Below are 16,576 nucleotides of genomic sequence, written 5' to 3' on the forward strand. Positions count from 1 at the left end.
GCGCGTTTTCCGGCCGTGTTTTTTCCGGCCGCGCGTTTTCCGGCCGCGCGTTCAGCGTGCGACTGCAGCCCGCTGCTGGACTGCCGGGGACTCGACGCCGAGAGCGGCCCGGAGGTCTGTCTCACGCTCCTGCATTCCTGCCCGGACGGCGTCTGCGAAGTCGTAGACGCCGTCGGCAAGCCGGCCAACGGCACGGTTGAGGCCTTCGGGTCCCAGGTTCGATTGGGCCTCGCTGATCTTTCGGAAGGCGATGACTCCGATCGCCACGCCGATTCCCATCCAGACAAGTCGTTTCATATCAATTTCTCCGGGTGGTCTAGCGGCTGCGCCGGCCGGCGGCGGCTGGCTTCTTGCGGGAGGCGAGGGCAGTGCGCACGCCGTAGCTGAAGGCGGCAACCTTGATCAGCGGTGAACCGACCGTGGCGGCCACGAGCGAGGAAAGCGCTGAAAGGTTCGCTGAAGCATCGGAAACGTTGGAGGCGATGCCGTCCACCTTCTTCAGCTGCTGGTTGGTGGTGGACACCGTGGCGGTGACCTCGTCCATGAGGGGCGTGGCGCCGTCGCTGATGGAGCGGATGGAAGTCCTGATTTCATCAAATACGCTGCCAAGCTTCAGGATGGGCACAGCGAGCAGCAGCACCAGGAGCGCAAACACTCCGGCTGCGATCAGGCCGGCAATATCGCCACCAGACATAGACGTTCATCTCCTTGAAACTGACGTGGATCCGTAACCTCCGCGCACGCTGCCTTAATGCGTTCCGCAGATGTCCCCCAAGTACCTTACATACAAAGAAGCCCGTGGCGCTTGCCACGGGCTTCTTTGGATACGCTGCTGGGATTTAGCGTGCGTAGAATTCGACGACGAGCTGCTCTTCGCAGGTTACGGGAACCTCGGAGCGCTTCGGGCGTCGGACCAGGCGTGCCTGCAGGGCGTCAAGCTTGACGTCCAGGTAGGCCGGAACCTGGGGAAGGACGTCGCGGTGCGCGCCGGCTGCGGCGACCTGGAGCGGAACCATGGTCTCGCTGCGGGTGTGGACGTGGACCAGCTGGCCCTCGCCGACGCGGAAGGACGGGCGGTCAACGCGGATGCCGTCGACCATGATGTGGCGGTGCACAACGAGCTGGCGGGCCTGGGCGATGGTGCGGGCGAAGCCTGCACGCAGCACGAGGGCGTCGAGACGCATTTCGAGCAGTTCGATCAGGTTCTCACCGGTCAGGCCCTTGGTGCGGCGCGCTTCTTCGAAGGCACGGGTCATCTGGGCTTCGCGGATGCCGTACTGGGCGCGCAGACGCTGCTTTTCGCGCAGACGTACGGCGTAGTCGGAGTCCTGCTTCTTGCGGGCACGGCCATGCTCACCGGGGCCGTACGGGCGGCGCTCCATGTACTTGGCGGCCTTGGGGGTCAGAGCAATGCCGAGTGCACGCGAGAGGCGTGCTGTACGGCGAGCACGAGTGTTGTTAGCCACTTGTGTCCTTCCAATATCTGCGGTGTGTCAGTGTTACTGGCCTCCACGATGGAGAGCATCGGCCAACCGCTGCCTTTTGCTACTGGGCACAGGGCTACCCCGACAAACAGCAGAAAAAACTGAAGGATGTTGGGGATTGCGTCCGTGCCTTGCCAGACAACGAACCATCTTAGCAGGATTCCCGCCTGCGCTGCACTTCACGGCGGGTTCGCGCCGGTTCGGCAGCGGCCGTTCCCGGGTCAACTGCCGCGGATGATCTTTCGCAGCCGTTCCAGGCGCACTGCAATGTCGCGCTCCGCACCGTTGGCGGTGGGTTCATAGTAGTCGCGGCCGACGAGATCATCCGGCGGGTACTGCTGGCTGGCCACCGAATGCGGGGCGTCGTGGGCGTATTTGTAGCCTTTGCCGTGGCCCAGCTGCTTGGAACCGGGGTAGTGCGCATCACGCAGGTGTGCCGGGATCCCGTTTCCCAGTCCGGCGCGGACGTCTGCGATGGCCTTGTTGATGCCCATGTACGCGGCATTGGACTTCGGGGCGGTGGCCAGATGCACCACTGCTTCGGCAAGCACGATCCGAGCCTCCGGCATGCCTATCAGCTGGACCGCCTGGGCCGCTGCAACCGCCGTCTGCAGGGCACTGGGGTCTGCCATGCCCACATCCTCTGCGGCGGAAATCACAATGCGCCGGGCAATGAAGCGCGGGTCCTCCCCCGCCTCCAGCATCCGTGCCAGGTAATGCAGCGAGGCATCGACGTCGGAGCCGCGGACCGACTTGATGAAGGCACTGGCAACGTCATAGTGCTGGTCCCCGGCGCGGTCGTAGCGGACTGCTGCCACATCGAGGGCCCGTTCCGTGTGCTTCAGCTCCACGGTGACAGACGCGTCTTCGTCAACAGCGTCATCCGCGTCGCCGAACGCCACCCCCGCGGCCGCTTCCAGGGCCGTCAGCGCCCGCCGGGCATCACCGCCTGACAAGCGGACCAGGTGGGCCAGCGCTTCCGTGCTGAGTTCGACTTTGCCGTTCAGGCCACGTTCGTCGGACACTGCCCGCTGCAGCAGCCCTTCAATGTCCGCTTCGGTCAGGGGTTTCAGTGTCAGCAGGAGGGACCTGGAGAGCAACGGCGAGACTACGGAGAAAGAGGGGTTCTCGGTGGTGGCGGCCACCAGCACCACCCACCGGTTCTCCACCCCGGGCAACAGCGCGTCCTGTTGGGCCTTGTTGAACCGGTGGATCTCGTCAAGGAAAAGAACCGTGGTGGTCTTGTAGAGGTCCCGGGCCGTCAGGGCGTCGTCCATGACCCGGCGGACATCCTTGACCCCGGCGGTGATCGCGGACAGTTCCACGAACTTCCGCCCCGTCCCTTTGGCGATCACATGCGCCAGGGTCGTTTTTCCCGTGCCGGGCGGCCCCCAAAGAATCAGCGAGCTCGGACCCGCAGGCCCCACGGCATCGGTCCCTGCAGCGAGCTGCCGGAGAGGCGATCCCTGGCCCAGCAAATGCTGCTGGCCCACCACGTCGTCCAGGGTGCGGGGCCGCATCCGGACAGCCAACGGGCTGCGGGGCGAAGCATTCCGGCGATCCCCGCTGCCGCCGGCCGCCGACGGGCCGTTCCCACCGTCGTCGTCGTCATTGCCTGGCTCCTGGCCGAAGAGATCATCCACATAGATAGGCTACTTCTAGTTCGCCCATCGGCTTCCGCCGCCAACCCCGGACAAGCGTCCAACCATTGCAAGGGATTAGCCCATGACCCCAGCCACTCCAGCCGGCGGCCGTCCGGCGTCCGTCCGGACAGCCTACGTTCCGGGAGCGCGGCTGGAGGGCTGGGCAGCGAGGTTCGGTGCCGCTCATGGCGGCTTCGAGGCCAAGGAGGACGACACCGGCCTGCGGCTCCTGGCGGCCGACGGCTCCGAAGCGCTCCTGCAGGCTCCGTGGCCACCGGACGGCCGTCCGGGACGGGGAGCGGACGGGCTGGAACGGCTGGCGTCGCTTGCGTCCCAACCGCGCCGGCTCGGCCTGGTGCTGGTACGCCGCGGCGGTTATGGCCTTGCGGTGGCCAGCGAGGGCGTCATCATCGCGTCCAAAGTGGGCTCCAAGTATGTTCAGTCAAAGACGGCCGCCGGAGGCCAGTCGCAGCAGCGGTTTGCCCGCCGCCGCTCCAACCAGGCGGATTCGCTGCTGCAGGCTGTCGCCAGGCAGGCCCGGCTGGTGTTCAGCGGCCGGTCCTTTGAATACATTGTTCCCGGCGGGGACCGCACGCTGGCTGATCTGGTGCTGGACGATCCGCTCCTGAAGGATTACGCACGCCTCCCGCGACTCGCCTACCTGGATGTACCGGACCCCAGGTCGGAGGTGCTCCGGAAGGCGGCCGTGGATGCCTGCGCCGTGCGGATCCATGTAACTGACCCGGGCTGAGGGCCCGTACCTTTAGGTGAGCGTCCAGGAGCGCTTTGACAGCCCGAACCAGAAACCGTCGATTGCCGTCTTGGCTTCCAGGGTTCCGGAACCGTAGGCGGCACCGAGCGCCACGTACAGCGGAGCCCAGTGCTCGCTGCGCGGGTGCGCCTCCCGTGCTGCCGGGGCCTTGTGCAGGAAGTCCAGGATGGAGTCGATATCGCCGCGGGCCATGGCTTCTTCGGCCCACTGGTCGAATTCGCTGGAGGCTGCCGGCGGGGTGCTGTCCGGGCCTCCGGCGGGGTTGAACCAGCGCAGGTTATGCGTGGTGAACCCTGAACCGACGATCATGGTGCCGCGGTCGCGCAGCGGTGCCAGGGACATGCCGAGATTGAACAGGCCCTGCGGATCGAGCGTGGGCATCGACATCTGGACAACCGGCACGTCCGCCTCCGGATACATCTCCTTCAGTGGCACATAAGCGCCGTGGTCCAGTCCCCGGCTCTCATCGCGGGCAACATGGTGGCCGTGGCCGCCCACCAGCCGCTCCACCTCCTCGGCAAGCCCGGGGGCCTGTGGTGCGTCGTAGGTGACCTCGTAGTACTTCTGCGCAAAGCCGCCGAAGTCATACACCAGGCCCGGGTCCCGCCGGGTGGCGCTGAGCGTGACAGGCGCGTTTTCCCAGTGCGCGGACACCATGAGGATGTCCTTGGGCTTGCCGAAAGTGCCCGACCAGTCACGGAGTTGCCGCGTCCAGGTGGCGTCGTCGGCAAGCGGCGGCGCTCCATGGCTGAGGAAGAGTACGGGAGGAAGGCCTGGTATCTGCGTCATACGAACATCATAGCTCATTTTAGTTGAAGCTTCAACTATAAAACGTGTCGGTTCCTCCGGGAGCGGTAAAGCCCGGCTCCCCGGGAAAGGGACGGTTACTGTACGGGAAATTCTCCCTGGTGATTTCAAGGGTTCCGGGATGCTGCTCGAACCAGGCGCGTGCCTGATCGTCGGTGACGGCGTACATGGGCTTTGGCAGTCCCTTGGGCTTGCGGAGCTTGCGTGCACGGAGTTCTCCGCGAAGGGAACCGATGCTCAGGAGCCAGCCCCCGGTGAAAAGGAGCGTGCACATCAGGGAGCCAAATATCAATACCAGGCCCATGCTCATATCCCCCGGATCCGGGATCGACCTGAGCGTAACCACTATCCCGAGGAGCACTCCGATCGGGGCCAGGACAGCGGGGACGGTCATCAGCAGCGCGACGATGCTCTGGCCAATAAAGCTGTTGGCCATGTTGGCGGATTCGGTGGCACTGTGGCCTCCCAGACCCCACTCCTCACGCGAATAGGCATGGACGACGCCCTCGTTGTTCCACCCTCCGGTCCCAAACCGGTATTTGGGCAGGTCTGGACGCCGCCTGGGCTGTGCACTGGACATTTGGCCGTTTCCTTTGTGGGTGCGGAACTGCAACGGCCACGCTATCAGCAGCCGGTCAGGTGCCGCTTGGGCCGCTCCTGCCGGTAGAGATAGCGGCCGGCCTCCGTGAATCCGGCACCAATGTAAAGCTCCAGGGCACCGGCATTGGAAGCCATCACGAGGAGCCAATAGCTGCTGAGGCCGCGGGCCTCTCCGTCACGCAGCAGCCCCTGCAGGATCCGGGTAGCGTGGCCGCGCCGCCGGGCATCCGGGCTCGTTGCCATACAGTAGATGCCCCCGGAACCGCCCTCACCATCAGGAACGGCGAGCCGGCCGACGGCGGCGGGAACGCCGTCGTCGTCCCTCACCAACGCATACAGCGCCGGGCAGCCCACCAGGATGTCGCGGGCAGTCTCCCGCCCGGCCGGCCCGCCGCGGCCATCAACGCTCCACCAGAGCTGCAGCCAGTCCTCTGACGGCGTCCCTGATATTTCGACGCCGGCCGGCCCGCCTTCCAGATGGCCCGCGCCGGCAGAGTCCAGGGTCATGATCAGGGTTTCGGACTGCCGTGTGAAGCCCTCATTGTCCAGCATGGCATTCAAGGCCACAGAACGGTGATCGGTGAACACCTGGAAGATCAGGGGAAGCTGCAGCGCCCTGTACCAGAGCCGGGCCTCCCGCAGGGCCGTCCGCTGATGGTGGGGGTCGCCGTCAGGAACCCGGACCCAAACGGAATTGGCGCGCTGGGTGACGCCGGACGCCGCCCGAAGCACCCATCCTGCGGATTCCGCCCGGTCCGGGGCGGGCCATGCAGCATCCATCAGGACCTCCAGCCCGGGCAGGGTTGGACCTGTCATGGCGTTCCACCTTCCGAAGGCAAAAGGCTCCCCGGTTGCCCGGGGAGCCTTTTGTTCATGCCTTACGCTTCGGGCTTTTTGGCCTCCGGCTTGAAGTCAACGCCGGCTTCCTTGCGCTGCTGGGCCGTGATCGGGGCCGGGGCCTGGGTCAGCGGGTCGTAGCCGTTGCCGGTCTTCGGGAAGGCAATGACGTCCCGGATGGACTCGACGCCTGCCAGCAGCGCCACTACGCGGTCCCAGCCGAACGCGATGCCGCCATGCGGAGGGGCGCCGAACTTGAAGCCCTCCAGCAGGAAGCCGAATTTGGTCTGGGCATCCGCCCGGTCCAGCCCCATCAGTTCAAAGACGCGCTCCTGGACATCGCGCTCATGGATACGGATGGAACCGCCGCCGATTTCGTTGCCGTTGCAGACGATGTCGTAGGCGTAGGAAAGGGCTGATTCGGGGTCCTGGTCAAACGTGTCCATGAACTCGGGCTTGGGCGAGGTGAAAGCGTGGTGGACGGCGGTCCACGTGCCGGCACCGACTGCCACATCGCCGGAAGCCACCGCAGCGGCGGCCGGTTCGAACATGGGCGCGTCAACCACCCAGCAGAAGGCCCAGGCGCTGGGATCGATCAGGCCGGTGCGGTGGCCGATCTCCACGCGGGCAGCACCAAGCAGGGCGCGGGCGGCGGACTTCTCGCCGGCGGCGAAGAAGATGCAGTCACCGGGCTTGGCACCCACTGCGCCGGCCAGGCCGGAACGCTCCGTTTCGGTCAGGTTCTTGGCAACCGGACCGGCCAGTTCGCCGTCTTCCTTGAAGAGGACGTATGCCAGGCCCTTGTGGCCGCGCTGTTTGGCAAATTCCTGCCAGCCGTCCAGGGTCCGGCGCGGCTGCGAGGCGCCACCGGGCATCACCACGGCACCGACATACGGGGCCTTGAAGACGCCGAAGCCGGTGTCCTTGAAGAACTCTGTCAGCTCCGTCAGCTCAACGCCGAAACGGAGGTCCGGCTTGTCGGAGCCGTACCGCGCCACCGCGTCTGCGTAGGTGATGCGCTGGATGGGCGTGGGGATCTCCACGTCGATCAGTTTCCACAGTGCTTTGACGATGTTTTCGCCCAGGGCGATGATGTCGTCCTGGTCCACGAAGCTGGCTTCGATGTCCAGCTGGGTGAATTCCGGCTGGCGGTCGGCGCGGAAATCCTCATCGCGGTAGCAGCGCGCGATCTGGTAGTACTTCTCAAAGCCGCCAACCTGCAGAAGCTGCTTGAAGAGCTGCGGGGACTGCGGAAGTGCGTACCACGAGCCCGGCGCCAGGCGTGCGGGGACAACGAAGTCGCGGGCGCCTTCCGGCGTCGAACGGGTCAGCGTGGGCGTCTCGATCTCGACATACCCGTCCTGGTGGAGCAGTTCGCGGGCAATCCGGTTTGCCTCGGAGCGCAACCGGAGGTTGCGGGAAGGGCCCGGGCGGCGCAGGTCCAGGTATCGGTGCTTCAGGCGGGCTTCCTCGCCCACTTCAACGTGCTCGTCAATCTGGAACGGCAGCGGATCCGAGGTGTTAAGGATGACCACCTTGTCCGCCATGACCTCGATCTCGCCGGTCGCCAGGGCCGGGTTTTCGTTGCCCTCGGGCCGTTTGGAAACGGTGCCGGTGATCTGGAGGACGTACTCGTTGCGCAGGCCGTGGAAGACTTCCTCCTCACGGACCACCACCTGGGCCACACCGGAGGCATCGCGCAGGTCCACGAATGCGACACCACCGTGATCTCGGCGGCGGCCTACCCAGCCGGCCAGGGTTACGGTTTGTCCAATGTGCTCGGAGCGAAGGGATCCGAGGTCATGTGTGCGCAGCACAGCACGCCTTTCTGAAAGAGACAGCAGGAAAACAGAGACTAAAAATGCATAGGATCGTTCCGGGAACAATCCCGTCTGAGTTTACCCGTTGGAAAGGCGCCCCTCCCCCAATGTCACCGCACCGGCAGCTTCAGCGGAGGCTGGGCGCAGTTGACGCCACCGCCATCGGACTCGGATCCATGCTGGGGGCGGGCGTCTTTGTGGTCTTTGCCCCCGCGGCAGGGCTGGCCGGGAACTACCTCGTCCTCGCTGTTGTGCTGGCCGGTGCCGTGGCGTACTGCAACGCGGTGGCTTCCGCGGAACTGGCCGCACGCTACCCGGCAAGCGGCGGAACGTACATCTACGGCCGCAAACAGCTGGGCGAATGGCCCGGTTTCCTGGCCGGCTGGGGGTTCGTTACGGGAAAGACGGCCTCCTGCGCGGCGGTGGCCCTGACCTTCGGACACTACGTGGCACCGTCCTATACCGTGCCCATTGCCATCGCAGCTGTGGTCGCGTTGACGGCAGTCAACCTGTTCGGCATCACCCGCACAGCTTTCCTGACCAAGATCCTGCTCGGGATTGTGGTGGCCACCCTCGCGTTCGTTGCCGCTGCCGCCGTCCTTGGGCCGCATCCGTCCGGCGCCGGAGCATCCCCGGCCGCTGACGGAGGCGTGGGCGGTGTGCTGCCGGCCGCCGGCCTGATGTTCTTTGCCTTCGCCGGCTACGCGCGGATCGCCACGCTGGGCGAAGAGGTTAAGGATCCCGCCAGGACAATCCCCCGCGCCATCCTTGCCGCCCTGGCCGGAGCATTCGCCATCTACCTCGCCATGGCAGTGCTCCTGCTCAACCATTTACCTGGCGGCCAGCTCGCGGCATCCACGGCTCCCCTGCTGGATGCCGTGGCCAATTCGCGGCTGGGGGCCGGAGCGCCGCTGGTCCAGGCCGGTGCGGCGGCGGCGTGCCTGGGTGCGCTCCTGGCACTCATCACCGGGATCGGACGGACTGCCCTGGCGATGGCCAGGGAACGTGACCTGCCCGGCGCACTGGCCCGGGTCGGCGGCAGGCACACCGTGCCGTACGTCGCGGAACTGAGCGTGGCCGCCGCCGTCGTACTCCTGCTGCTCACAACGGATGTGATGACCGTGGTGGGGTTCTCCAGCTTTGGCGTCCTCATCTATTACGCGGTTGCCAATGCCGCGGCCTACACGCTGGACGCGCACCCGGCCCACGCGCCCAAATGGCTCAATGTGGCGGGCTTCTTCAGCTGCCTGCTCCTGGCCTTCACCCTGCCGGCTGCTTCAGTTTTGGGGATGGCCGCTGTCCTGGCGGTCGGAGCAGCAGGGAGGTTCGTGGTGCTCCGGTTCCGCCGCTAGGCTGCGTCTGAAGGGCGCCGCGTCAGGCCGGCTGGGCGGCTGCCGTCTCCTTCTCAACGGTGGTGACCTGAACGGTGAGATCTTCCGACGGCGGTGTCCAGATTTCCGGGAAGGCCACCACCTGCTCTCCTGACCGGATGTCCTTGACCTGGTGGTTGCCGTCGTCGTCCGTAAACCAGACAAACGGAATCCCGCGGCGGTCAGCGAACTTGATCTGCTTGCCGAACTTTTCTGCCTTGGCGGCAACTTCAGTGGCAATGCCACGGCTGCGGAGCTGGGCGGCCACGTCCTGCGCTGCACCCCAACTGCCATCGTGGGTAAGGGCGACCAGAACGGCGGTGGGCACCGAACGTGAGGCCTTGGCCAGGTCCTGGCTGAGGATGCGTGACACCAGCCGGGTGACCCCGATCGACAGGCCGACGCCGGGAAACTTGCGGTTGCCCTTGGAAGCGAGTGCGTCATAGCGCCCGCCGGAGCAAATGGAACCGAGCTGTTCGTGGCCCACCAGCACGGTCTCCACCACGGTGCCCGTGTAATAGTCCAGGCCGCGGGCAATGCTGAGATCGGCAACCACCTTGCCAGGGGCGCGCTGCACGGCCGCGTCAATCACCTGTTCCAGTTCGTTCAGGCCTTCCTCGAGCAGGTCATTGCTGACGCCGAGCGCGCGGACCTCGGCAACGAACGAGGTGTCTTCGGTGCGGATCCCGGCCAGCTTCAGCGCCAGCTCAGCCTGCTGGTCGGATGCGCCCAGCTCCGTCTTCAGCAGATCCGCCACCTTGGCGGGTCCGATCTTTTCCAGCTTGTCGATGCTGCGGAGGACGCCCGCAGTGTCCTCCAGGCCGATCCCCCGGTAGAAGCCCTCGGCCAGCTTCCGGTTGTTGATGCGCAGGCGGAAGTCAGGGATGGGCAGCGCGCTGAGGGCCTCGGCGATGACCAGTGCAATCTCCACGTCGTAGCGGAAGGGCAGTTCGCCGTCGCCCACGACGTCGATGTCCGCCTGGGTGAATTCGCGGGCACGGCCTTCCTGCGGGCGTTCGCCGCGCCAGACTTTCTGGATCTGGTAGCGCCGGAACGGGAAAGCAAGGTAGCCGGCGTTTTCCACCACGTAGCGGGCAAAAGGCACGGTCAGGTCGAAGTGAAGCGCCAGGGCGTGCGGATCGGACTTTCCGGCTTTGGCACCATCCGAGGCGTCATCCTCATCATCCTGGAGCCGGCTCAGTCCGTAGACTTCTTTGTCGATCTCGCCTTTGCGGAGCAGTTGGCTCACGGTCTCCACGGCCCGGGTCTCGATGGAACCAAAACCGTGAAGTTCAAAGACCCTGCGGAGCGTGTCCAGCACATGCAGCTCCACCAGCCGTTCCTCGGGAAGCCACTCGGGGAATCCGGACAGGGAGGCTGTGCGTGCCATGGTGGAAATTCTCCTCTGGATGAAAGGCGGCTGGGACTTTGCACGGCATTCCCCCGAAACGGGCCCGGAACGGCGGCAGTCCAGTCAGTCGTGCATAAACTATGTGCGGCAGTCAGTTTATGCGCCATCCGCCTTCATCTCTAATAAGGCGGCCGGCGCCGGGGAAGGCTGCCACCCAGCAGCCGCGTCATCCCTTCAAGTAACCAGACGCGGCCCGACACCACAGGAGGATCCTTGGCGGCCAGTTCACGCAGTGCCCGTGAAGCCAAACGGCGCATCCAGCAGATGGAGGCAAAGCGCGAGTTGCGGCGGGACCAGGAGTCACGGCGGAAGCGGGACAACCTCATCGCCGCCGGCGCTGGAGCCGCCGCCGTGGTGCTCGCCGTCGTTCTTCAGCTCACCGCCTTCTCCAACAACCCGACCGAAGACGAGTTTGCCGCGGCAGAGGCCGGCCTGACCAGTCCTTCCGCTTCCGCCACCCCCAATCCGTCAGCGTCGCCGTCGAACGCCGCCAACATCCCTGCACCGGATACTGCTGCCGGGAAGGTCTTCACCGGCGAACTCGTCCTGAACAAAGGTGCACTCGGCGTGGAACTCGACGGCACAAAAGCCCCCCAGGCTGCCGCGGTGTTCAGGTCCCTTAGCGAAGAGGGCTACTTCGCCGGCAAGTCCTGCCATCGGCTGACCACCGGTGAAACCTTCGGCGTGCTGCAGTGCGGGTCCGCGGACGGCAACGGCAGCGGGAATCCCGACTACACGTGGGGTCCCCTGGAAAACGTCCCGGCAGACAACACCTATCCTGCGGGCACCATCGCCGTGGCGCGGACGGGCAACAACGCCTACGGAAACGGAACACAGTTCTTCATCGTCTATAAGGACACAGTGATTCCGGCGGACTCGGCCGGTGGCTATACCGTGGTGGGCAAGGTGACGTCGGGACTGGACGTGGTATCCGCCGTGGCTGCCGGGGGAATCACCCCGGTCAACAGCGACACGGACGGCGCGCCCGTGGAACCAGTCACGATAGACTCGTTTTCTCTGAAGTAGGAAGCCCGGCCTTCATGGCTGCGGTGCGTATGCGAGTATTTCCCTCCAAGCGAAAGACTTTTAGCGGTGACAGACAGTCAGAAATCCGACGAAACAGCAGCAGACATGACCGAGGCAACGGCCCCCGTCGTTGACCAGGAAGCAGCTGACCAGGCCACGGTTGAAAAGACCGTGGAACAAGACAGCACGGCCACGGCTACGCCGGTCGAAGAGCCTGCAGTTGAAGACAGCGCGGCCACGCCGGCCCCGGTCGAAGAGCCTGCAGCCGCCGAGGCCCCGGCTGAAGAGAGCCCCGCTGAGGAGCCCGCGGCCACCCAGGCTCCGGTGGTTCCTGCGCCTGCTCCCTCGCCGGCGGCACGTCCTGCACCCTCACCGGCAGCATTCGCCGCCCGGCCCAAGCCTGCAGCAGCTGCGCCGGCGGCCGCGCCCGCACCGGTCGCGTCAGCGACGTCACTGGCCGAGGCTGCCCGTTGGGGCCGCGTTGAAGGAGACGGCCACGTCTTCCTGACCATCGACGGCGAAGAACACCCGGTGGGCCAATACCCCGGTGTCAGCAATGACGAGGCGCTCGGGTATTTCGCCCGGAAGTATGACGACATCGTGTCGCAGATAGTGCTCCTGGAGCAGCGTGTCAGCTCGAAGGCGCCCAGCACCGACATGCAGAAAACCGTCACCCACCTCCGCGAGCAGCTCGCGGAGCGGAACATGGTGGGCGATCTCCGCGCCGCCGAAGCGCGCCTGGATGCCCTTTCGGCGCAGATTTCGGAACTTGAGAAGTCAGAGAAGGCAGAGCACGACGCCGTTCGTGCTGCCGAGCTCTCTGCCCGCGAAGCCATTGTGGCAGAGGCCGAAGAAATCTCCGGCCAGGATCCCGCCCAGATCCAGTGGAAGACCTCCAGCGCCCGGATGAACGAGCTGTTTGAAAGCTGGAAGACTGCCCAGAAGAGCGGCGTCCGGCTGGGACGCAGCAACGAGGACGCCTTGTGGAAGCGGTTCCGCGCTGCCCGCACCGTCTTTGACCGCCACCGCCGTGCGTACTTCTCCCAGCTGGACAGCACCAATTCGGCCGCCAAGACTGCCAAGGAGAAGCTCATCGTTGAGGCGGAGGCGCTTTCCTCCTCCACGGACTGGGGATTCGCGGCCGGAGAATACCGCCGCCTGATGGATGAATGGAAGGCCTCCCCGCGGGCAAGCCGCAAGGACGACGACGCTCTGTGGGCGCGTTTCCGCGCAGCTCAGGACGTGTTCTTCACCTCCCGCCAGGCAGCCAACGAAGAGATTGACCAGGAATACGCGGCCAACCTCACGGTGAAGGAAGCCCTCCTGGTTGAAGCGAACGCCATCCTCCCGGTCAAGGACCTGAATGCTGCCAAAAAGGCGCTCCAGTCCGTCCGGGACCGCTGGGAAGAAGCCGGCAAGGTCCCCCGTGCCGACATGGGCCGGATCGAAGCCGGTCTCCGGAAGGTCGAGGACGCTGTCCGCCACGCGGAAGAGGAAAACTGGCAGCGCTCCAACCCGGAAACGAAGGCCCGCACCAACAGCGCCCTTTCGCAGCTGGAAGCCGCCATTTCCGGTTTGCAGGACGACCTGGCCAAGGCTGAGAAGCTCGGTGACCAGCGGAAGATCAAGGCCGCCAAGGAAGCCCTCGAGGCGCGGCAGGCATGGCTGGACCAGATCCAGCGGTCCGCCAGCGAACTGTCCTAGGACACCGCACCAGAGACTCACCGGCCGTTACCCACGGCGAACAGTGAGGCTGTCCAGGCCCGGCTCCGGTTTATCCACATAACCGGCGCCGGGCCTGTGCGTTTAATGAGCGGGCGCGGCAGGATGGATGGATGGCCTCACCATCATCAACGCAGCACCCCGAGCTGTACTCACCGGGGCGGCCATTCGCGTGGCCGGAACTCCAGTCGCTCGCCGCAGACGGTGTCCTGGCGCAGTTCCACCAGCACGGCTTTACGCTCCCTGAAGCACCGGCGTCACCCCAGCTGCGGGCCAGGGCAGCCGCCAATGCCATTTCCGCAGCGGTGAGGCAGCGCGTGGTGGCCGGACGCATGACTGCGGCCTGGATCTACGGCTGCGCGGCCGAGCCGGACAAGCTGGCGTTGCTGGTGGATGCCAAACGTCGGATTTCCGGCCTGCGGAACACCCGGGGCTGCACGCTCCACGAGGTCAGGCTTGGGCCGTTCGACGTCGTCAGCATGGGAGGGCTGATGGTGTCCAGTCCGCTCCGTACTGCTGTGGACATTGCCCTGCACGTGGAGGCACCCCGCGCGTTGCCGGCGTTGCAGGGATTGCTGGCGCGGCCGGAAAAGGATGTACGCCTCCGCCTGCTGGTCCTGGCCATCGAAGCCACTCCCAGGGTCCCGCACAAGAGGGCTGCCCTGGAAAAGCTAGCCCTGCTAGCTCCGGCGCTTGTTTCCCGTGGTCCGGTAGACGTCGAAGACGCCGTCTATCCGCCGGACGGCGCTGAGGACGTGGCTGAGGTACTTGGGATCCCCCATCTCAAAGGCGAACCTTGAGATGGCCACCCTGTCGCTGGAGGTATTCACGCTGGCGGCCAGGATATTGACGTGGTTCTCGGACAACACGCGGGTGACGTCCGAGAGCAGGGACTTCCGGTCCAAGGCCTCCACCTGGATCTCCACCAGGAAGACACTGGATTGGGTGGGAGCCCAGTCGACGTCGACAATCCTGTCGGGCTGGTCCTTGAGGTCCGAAATATTGGTGCAGTCTGTGCGGTGCACAGACACGCCGGAGCCGCGCGTGACGAACCCCAGGATCGGGTCCGGCGGAACAGGAGTACAGCAACGGGCCAGCTTTACCCAGACATCGCCAACGCCGCGGACCACCACCCCGGAATCCGAGAACTTGGTCTTGGCCACATGTGTGGGAATACTGACTTCGCTGACGTCTTCATCGGTGCTCTCGTTGCCGCCGAGGCTTTCGACGAGCTTCTCCATCACCGACTGCGCTGACGTATGCCCGTCTCCAACACCGGCGTAGAGCCCGGAGATGTCCACGTACTTGAATTCGGCGGCCACGGCAGCCAGGGCCTCGTGTGTCATCAGCCGCTGCAGGGGCAGGTTCTGCTTCCGCATGGCCCTGGTCAGCAGTTCCTTGCCGCGGTCGATCGCTTCTTCGCGGCGTTCCTTGCTGAACCACTGACGGATCTTGTTCCGCGCGCGGGCACTCTTGACGAAGTGCTGCCAGTCCTGGCTGGGACCGGCACCCTCGGCCTTGGACGTGAAGATCTCCACCCAGTCGCCGTGGTTCAGCTCGCTGTTCAAGGGAACCAGCTTGCCATTGACCCGCGCGCCGATGGTCCGGTGCCCTACTTCGGTGTGCACGGCGTAGGCGAAGTCAACCGGGGTTGATCCGGCCGGGAGGGCCATGACTTCGCCCTTGGGAGTGAACACGAAGACTTCGCGGGCGTTGATCTCGAACCGCAGGGAATCAAGGAACTCCCCCGGATCGGAGGTTTCCTGCTGCCAGTCAACGAGGGACCTCAGCCAGCCCATGTCGCCGTCGCGCGGACTCCCGGGGCCAACAGCCGTGCGGTTGGGCTGGTCCTTGTACTTCCAGTGCGCGGCCACACCGTACTCGGCGCGGCGGTGCATTTCGTGGGTCCTGATCTGGATCTCCACCGGTTTGCCGCCCGGACCGATCACTGTGGTGTGCAGTGACTGGTACATGTTGAACTTGGGCATGGCGATGTAGTCTTTGAACCGCCCCGGCAGGGGGTTCCACCGGGAATGCATGGTGCCCAAAGCGGCGTAGCAGTCCCGGACGGAATCGACCAGGACCCGCACGCCCATGAGGTCGTTGATGTCGTCAAAGTCTTTGTCCCGGACCACCATTTTCTGGTAGATCGAGTAGTAGTGCTTGGGCCTGCCAGTGATGGTGGCTTTGATCTTGGCGGCGCGGAGGTCTTCGGTGATCTGGTCCCGGATGACGCTGAGGCTCTTCTCCCGTTCCGGGGTGCGGTCCCCCACCATCCGGACGATTTCCTCGTAGACCTTCGGGTAGAGGGCGGCGAAGGACAGGTCCTCCAGCTCCCATTTGATGGTGTTCATGCCCAGCCGGTGGGCCAGCGGTGCAAAGATCTCCAGAGTCTCCCGGGCTTTTCTGGCAGATGATTCCGCGGAGACAAAGCGCCACGTCCGGGCGTTGTGGAGCCTGTCCGCGAGTTTGATCATGAGGACACGGATGTCCTTGGCCATGGCCACAACCATCTTGCGGACCGTCTCGGACTGCGCAGCCTCACCGAAGCTGACTTTGTCCAGCTTGGTCACACCGTCCACCAGCATGGCCACCTCAGGGCCGAAGTCCCGTTTCAGGTCCGCCAGGGTGTAGGAGGTGTCTTCCACGGTGTCATGGAGCAGTGCTGCGGCGAGGGTGGTGCCGCTGAGGCCGAGTTCGGCGAGGATGGTGGCGACGGCCACCGGATGGGTGATGTAGGGATCGCCGCTCTTGCGCTTCTGCCCCCGGTGGCAGCGCTCCGCCACTTCGAACGCACGCTGGATCAGGTCAAAGTCTTCTTTGGGGTTGTTCGCCCGGACGGTGCGGAGCAATGGCTCAAGAATGGGGGAATAGCTGGCCGCACTGAAGCCTGTCAGCCGGGCCAGGCGCGAGCGGGTCCGTTCGCGGCGGCCGGGGAACGTGGGACGCGCGCCGGAGTTGTCCACCGGGACCACCGGCCCGGGGCGTGCTGAAGCGGCGAGCCCGGTCTGTGGTCCGTGGCCCGGATTCTCATCCCCGCCTGCCGCTGGCACCGACGCCGAACGCTCTTCCAATGAAGCACCC

15 protein-coding genes are annotated in these 16,576 nt (G+C 65.3%); 5 read left to right on the forward strand and 10 right to left on the reverse strand.

The window, feature by feature from the left end; genetic code table 11:
- Positions 1 to 51 precede the first annotated feature (51 nt).
- The 4 genes from ACS5PJ_RS01835 to ACS5PJ_RS01850 form a co-directional block, all read right to left on the reverse strand.
- Positions 52 to 297: a DUF6167 family protein gene (locus ACS5PJ_RS01835; RefSeq protein WP_439433217.1), complete on the reverse strand. Its 246-nt coding sequence runs from the start codon at positions 295 to 297 to the stop codon at positions 52 to 54.
- A gap of 19 nt (positions 298 to 316) precedes the next feature.
- Positions 317 to 694 carry a DUF948 domain-containing protein gene (locus tag ACS5PJ_RS01840; protein WP_108598960.1) on the reverse strand — a complete coding sequence of 126 codons (378 nt, stop codon included), beginning with the start codon at positions 692 to 694 and terminating at the stop codon, positions 317 to 319.
- Between the two features lie 145 nt (positions 695 to 839).
- Positions 840 to 1,466, reverse strand: coding sequence for a 30S ribosomal protein S4 (rpsD, locus tag ACS5PJ_RS01845; RefSeq protein WP_056340296.1), 627 nt, complete (start codon positions 1,464 to 1,466; stop codon positions 840 to 842).
- Positions 1,467 to 1,705: 239 nt separating this feature from the next.
- Entirely contained in the window at positions 1,706 to 3,127 is a 1,422-nt protein-coding gene (locus tag ACS5PJ_RS01850; protein ID WP_439433218.1) for a replication-associated recombination protein A, read from the reverse strand.
- 82 nt (positions 3,128 to 3,209) lie between these two features.
- Between ACS5PJ_RS01850 and ACS5PJ_RS01855 the strand changes: the two genes are divergently transcribed.
- Positions 3,210 to 3,878 carry an acVLRF1 family peptidyl-tRNA hydrolase gene (locus ACS5PJ_RS01855; protein WP_439433219.1) on the forward strand — a complete coding sequence of 223 codons (669 nt, stop codon included), beginning with the start codon at positions 3,210 to 3,212 and terminating at the stop codon, positions 3,876 to 3,878.
- Positions 3,879 to 3,890: 12 nt separating this feature from the next.
- On the opposite strand, the gene ACS5PJ_RS01860 is transcribed toward ACS5PJ_RS01855, so the two are convergent.
- From ACS5PJ_RS01860 to aspS, 4 genes are all read right to left on the reverse strand, one after another.
- A complete protein-coding gene (locus tag ACS5PJ_RS01860; RefSeq protein WP_439433220.1) occupies positions 3,891 to 4,688 on the reverse strand; it encodes a dioxygenase family protein in 798 nt (265 codons plus the stop codon).
- Positions 4,689 to 4,719: 31 nt separating this feature from the next.
- Positions 4,720 to 5,286 carry a hypothetical protein gene (locus ACS5PJ_RS01865; protein WP_439433221.1) on the reverse strand — a complete coding sequence of 189 codons (567 nt, stop codon included), beginning with the start codon at positions 5,284 to 5,286 and terminating at the stop codon, positions 4,720 to 4,722.
- A gap of 44 nt (positions 5,287 to 5,330) precedes the next feature.
- Positions 5,331 to 6,122 (reverse strand): GNAT family N-acetyltransferase, encoded by a 792-nt coding sequence (locus tag ACS5PJ_RS01870; protein WP_439433222.1) that lies wholly within the window; start codon positions 6,120 to 6,122, stop codon positions 5,331 to 5,333.
- A 62-nt stretch (positions 6,123 to 6,184) separates the two neighbouring features.
- Positions 6,185 to 7,960 carry an aspartate--tRNA ligase gene (gene aspS / locus ACS5PJ_RS01875; protein ID WP_439433223.1) on the reverse strand — a complete coding sequence of 592 codons (1,776 nt, stop codon included), beginning with the start codon at positions 7,958 to 7,960 and terminating at the stop codon, positions 6,185 to 6,187.
- A 110-nt stretch (positions 7,961 to 8,070) separates the two neighbouring features.
- Between aspS and ACS5PJ_RS01880 the strand changes: the two genes are divergently transcribed.
- Positions 8,071 to 9,315, forward strand: coding sequence for an APC family permease (locus ACS5PJ_RS01880; protein ID WP_439433224.1), 1,245 nt, complete (start codon positions 8,071 to 8,073; stop codon positions 9,313 to 9,315).
- Positions 9,316 to 9,337: 22 nt separating this feature from the next.
- Here ACS5PJ_RS01880 and hisS read toward each other — a convergent pair whose 3' ends face one another.
- On the reverse strand, positions 9,338 to 10,723 hold the full coding sequence (gene hisS, locus ACS5PJ_RS01885; RefSeq protein ID WP_439433225.1) for a histidine--tRNA ligase: 1,386 nt from the start codon (positions 10,721 to 10,723) through the stop codon (positions 9,338 to 9,340).
- A gap of 234 nt (positions 10,724 to 10,957) precedes the next feature.
- On the opposite strand from hisS, the gene ACS5PJ_RS01890 reads away from it, so the two are divergent.
- The 3 genes from ACS5PJ_RS01890 (at position 10,958) to ACS5PJ_RS01900 (ending at position 14,292) form a co-directional block, all read left to right on the forward strand.
- Positions 10,958 to 11,770 carry a peptidylprolyl isomerase gene (locus ACS5PJ_RS01890; RefSeq protein ID WP_439433226.1) on the forward strand — a complete coding sequence of 271 codons (813 nt, stop codon included), beginning with the start codon at positions 10,958 to 10,960 and terminating at the stop codon, positions 11,768 to 11,770.
- A 66-nt stretch (positions 11,771 to 11,836) separates the two neighbouring features.
- A complete protein-coding gene (locus ACS5PJ_RS01895) occupies positions 11,837 to 13,474 on the forward strand; it encodes a DUF349 domain-containing protein (protein WP_439433227.1) in 1,638 nt (545 codons plus the stop codon).
- A 131-nt stretch (positions 13,475 to 13,605) separates the two neighbouring features.
- Complete coding sequence (locus tag ACS5PJ_RS01900) at positions 13,606 to 14,292, forward strand: type IV toxin-antitoxin system AbiEi family antitoxin (RefSeq protein ID WP_439433228.1); 687 nt, start codon at positions 13,606 to 13,608, stop codon at positions 14,290 to 14,292.
- On the opposite strand, the gene ACS5PJ_RS01905 is transcribed toward ACS5PJ_RS01900, so the two are convergent.
- Positions 14,173 to 16,566: a RelA/SpoT family protein gene (locus ACS5PJ_RS01905; protein ID WP_439433229.1), complete on the reverse strand. Its 2,394-nt coding sequence runs from the start codon at positions 16,564 to 16,566 to the stop codon at positions 14,173 to 14,175. The two genes, ACS5PJ_RS01900 and ACS5PJ_RS01905, sit on opposite strands and share 120 nt — an antisense overlap.
- Positions 16,567 to 16,576: the final 10 nt, after the last annotated feature.

Source organism: Pseudarthrobacter cremeus (assembly GCF_051857465.1).
Taxonomy (GTDB): Bacteria; Actinomycetota; Actinomycetes; order Actinomycetales; family Micrococcaceae; genus Arthrobacter.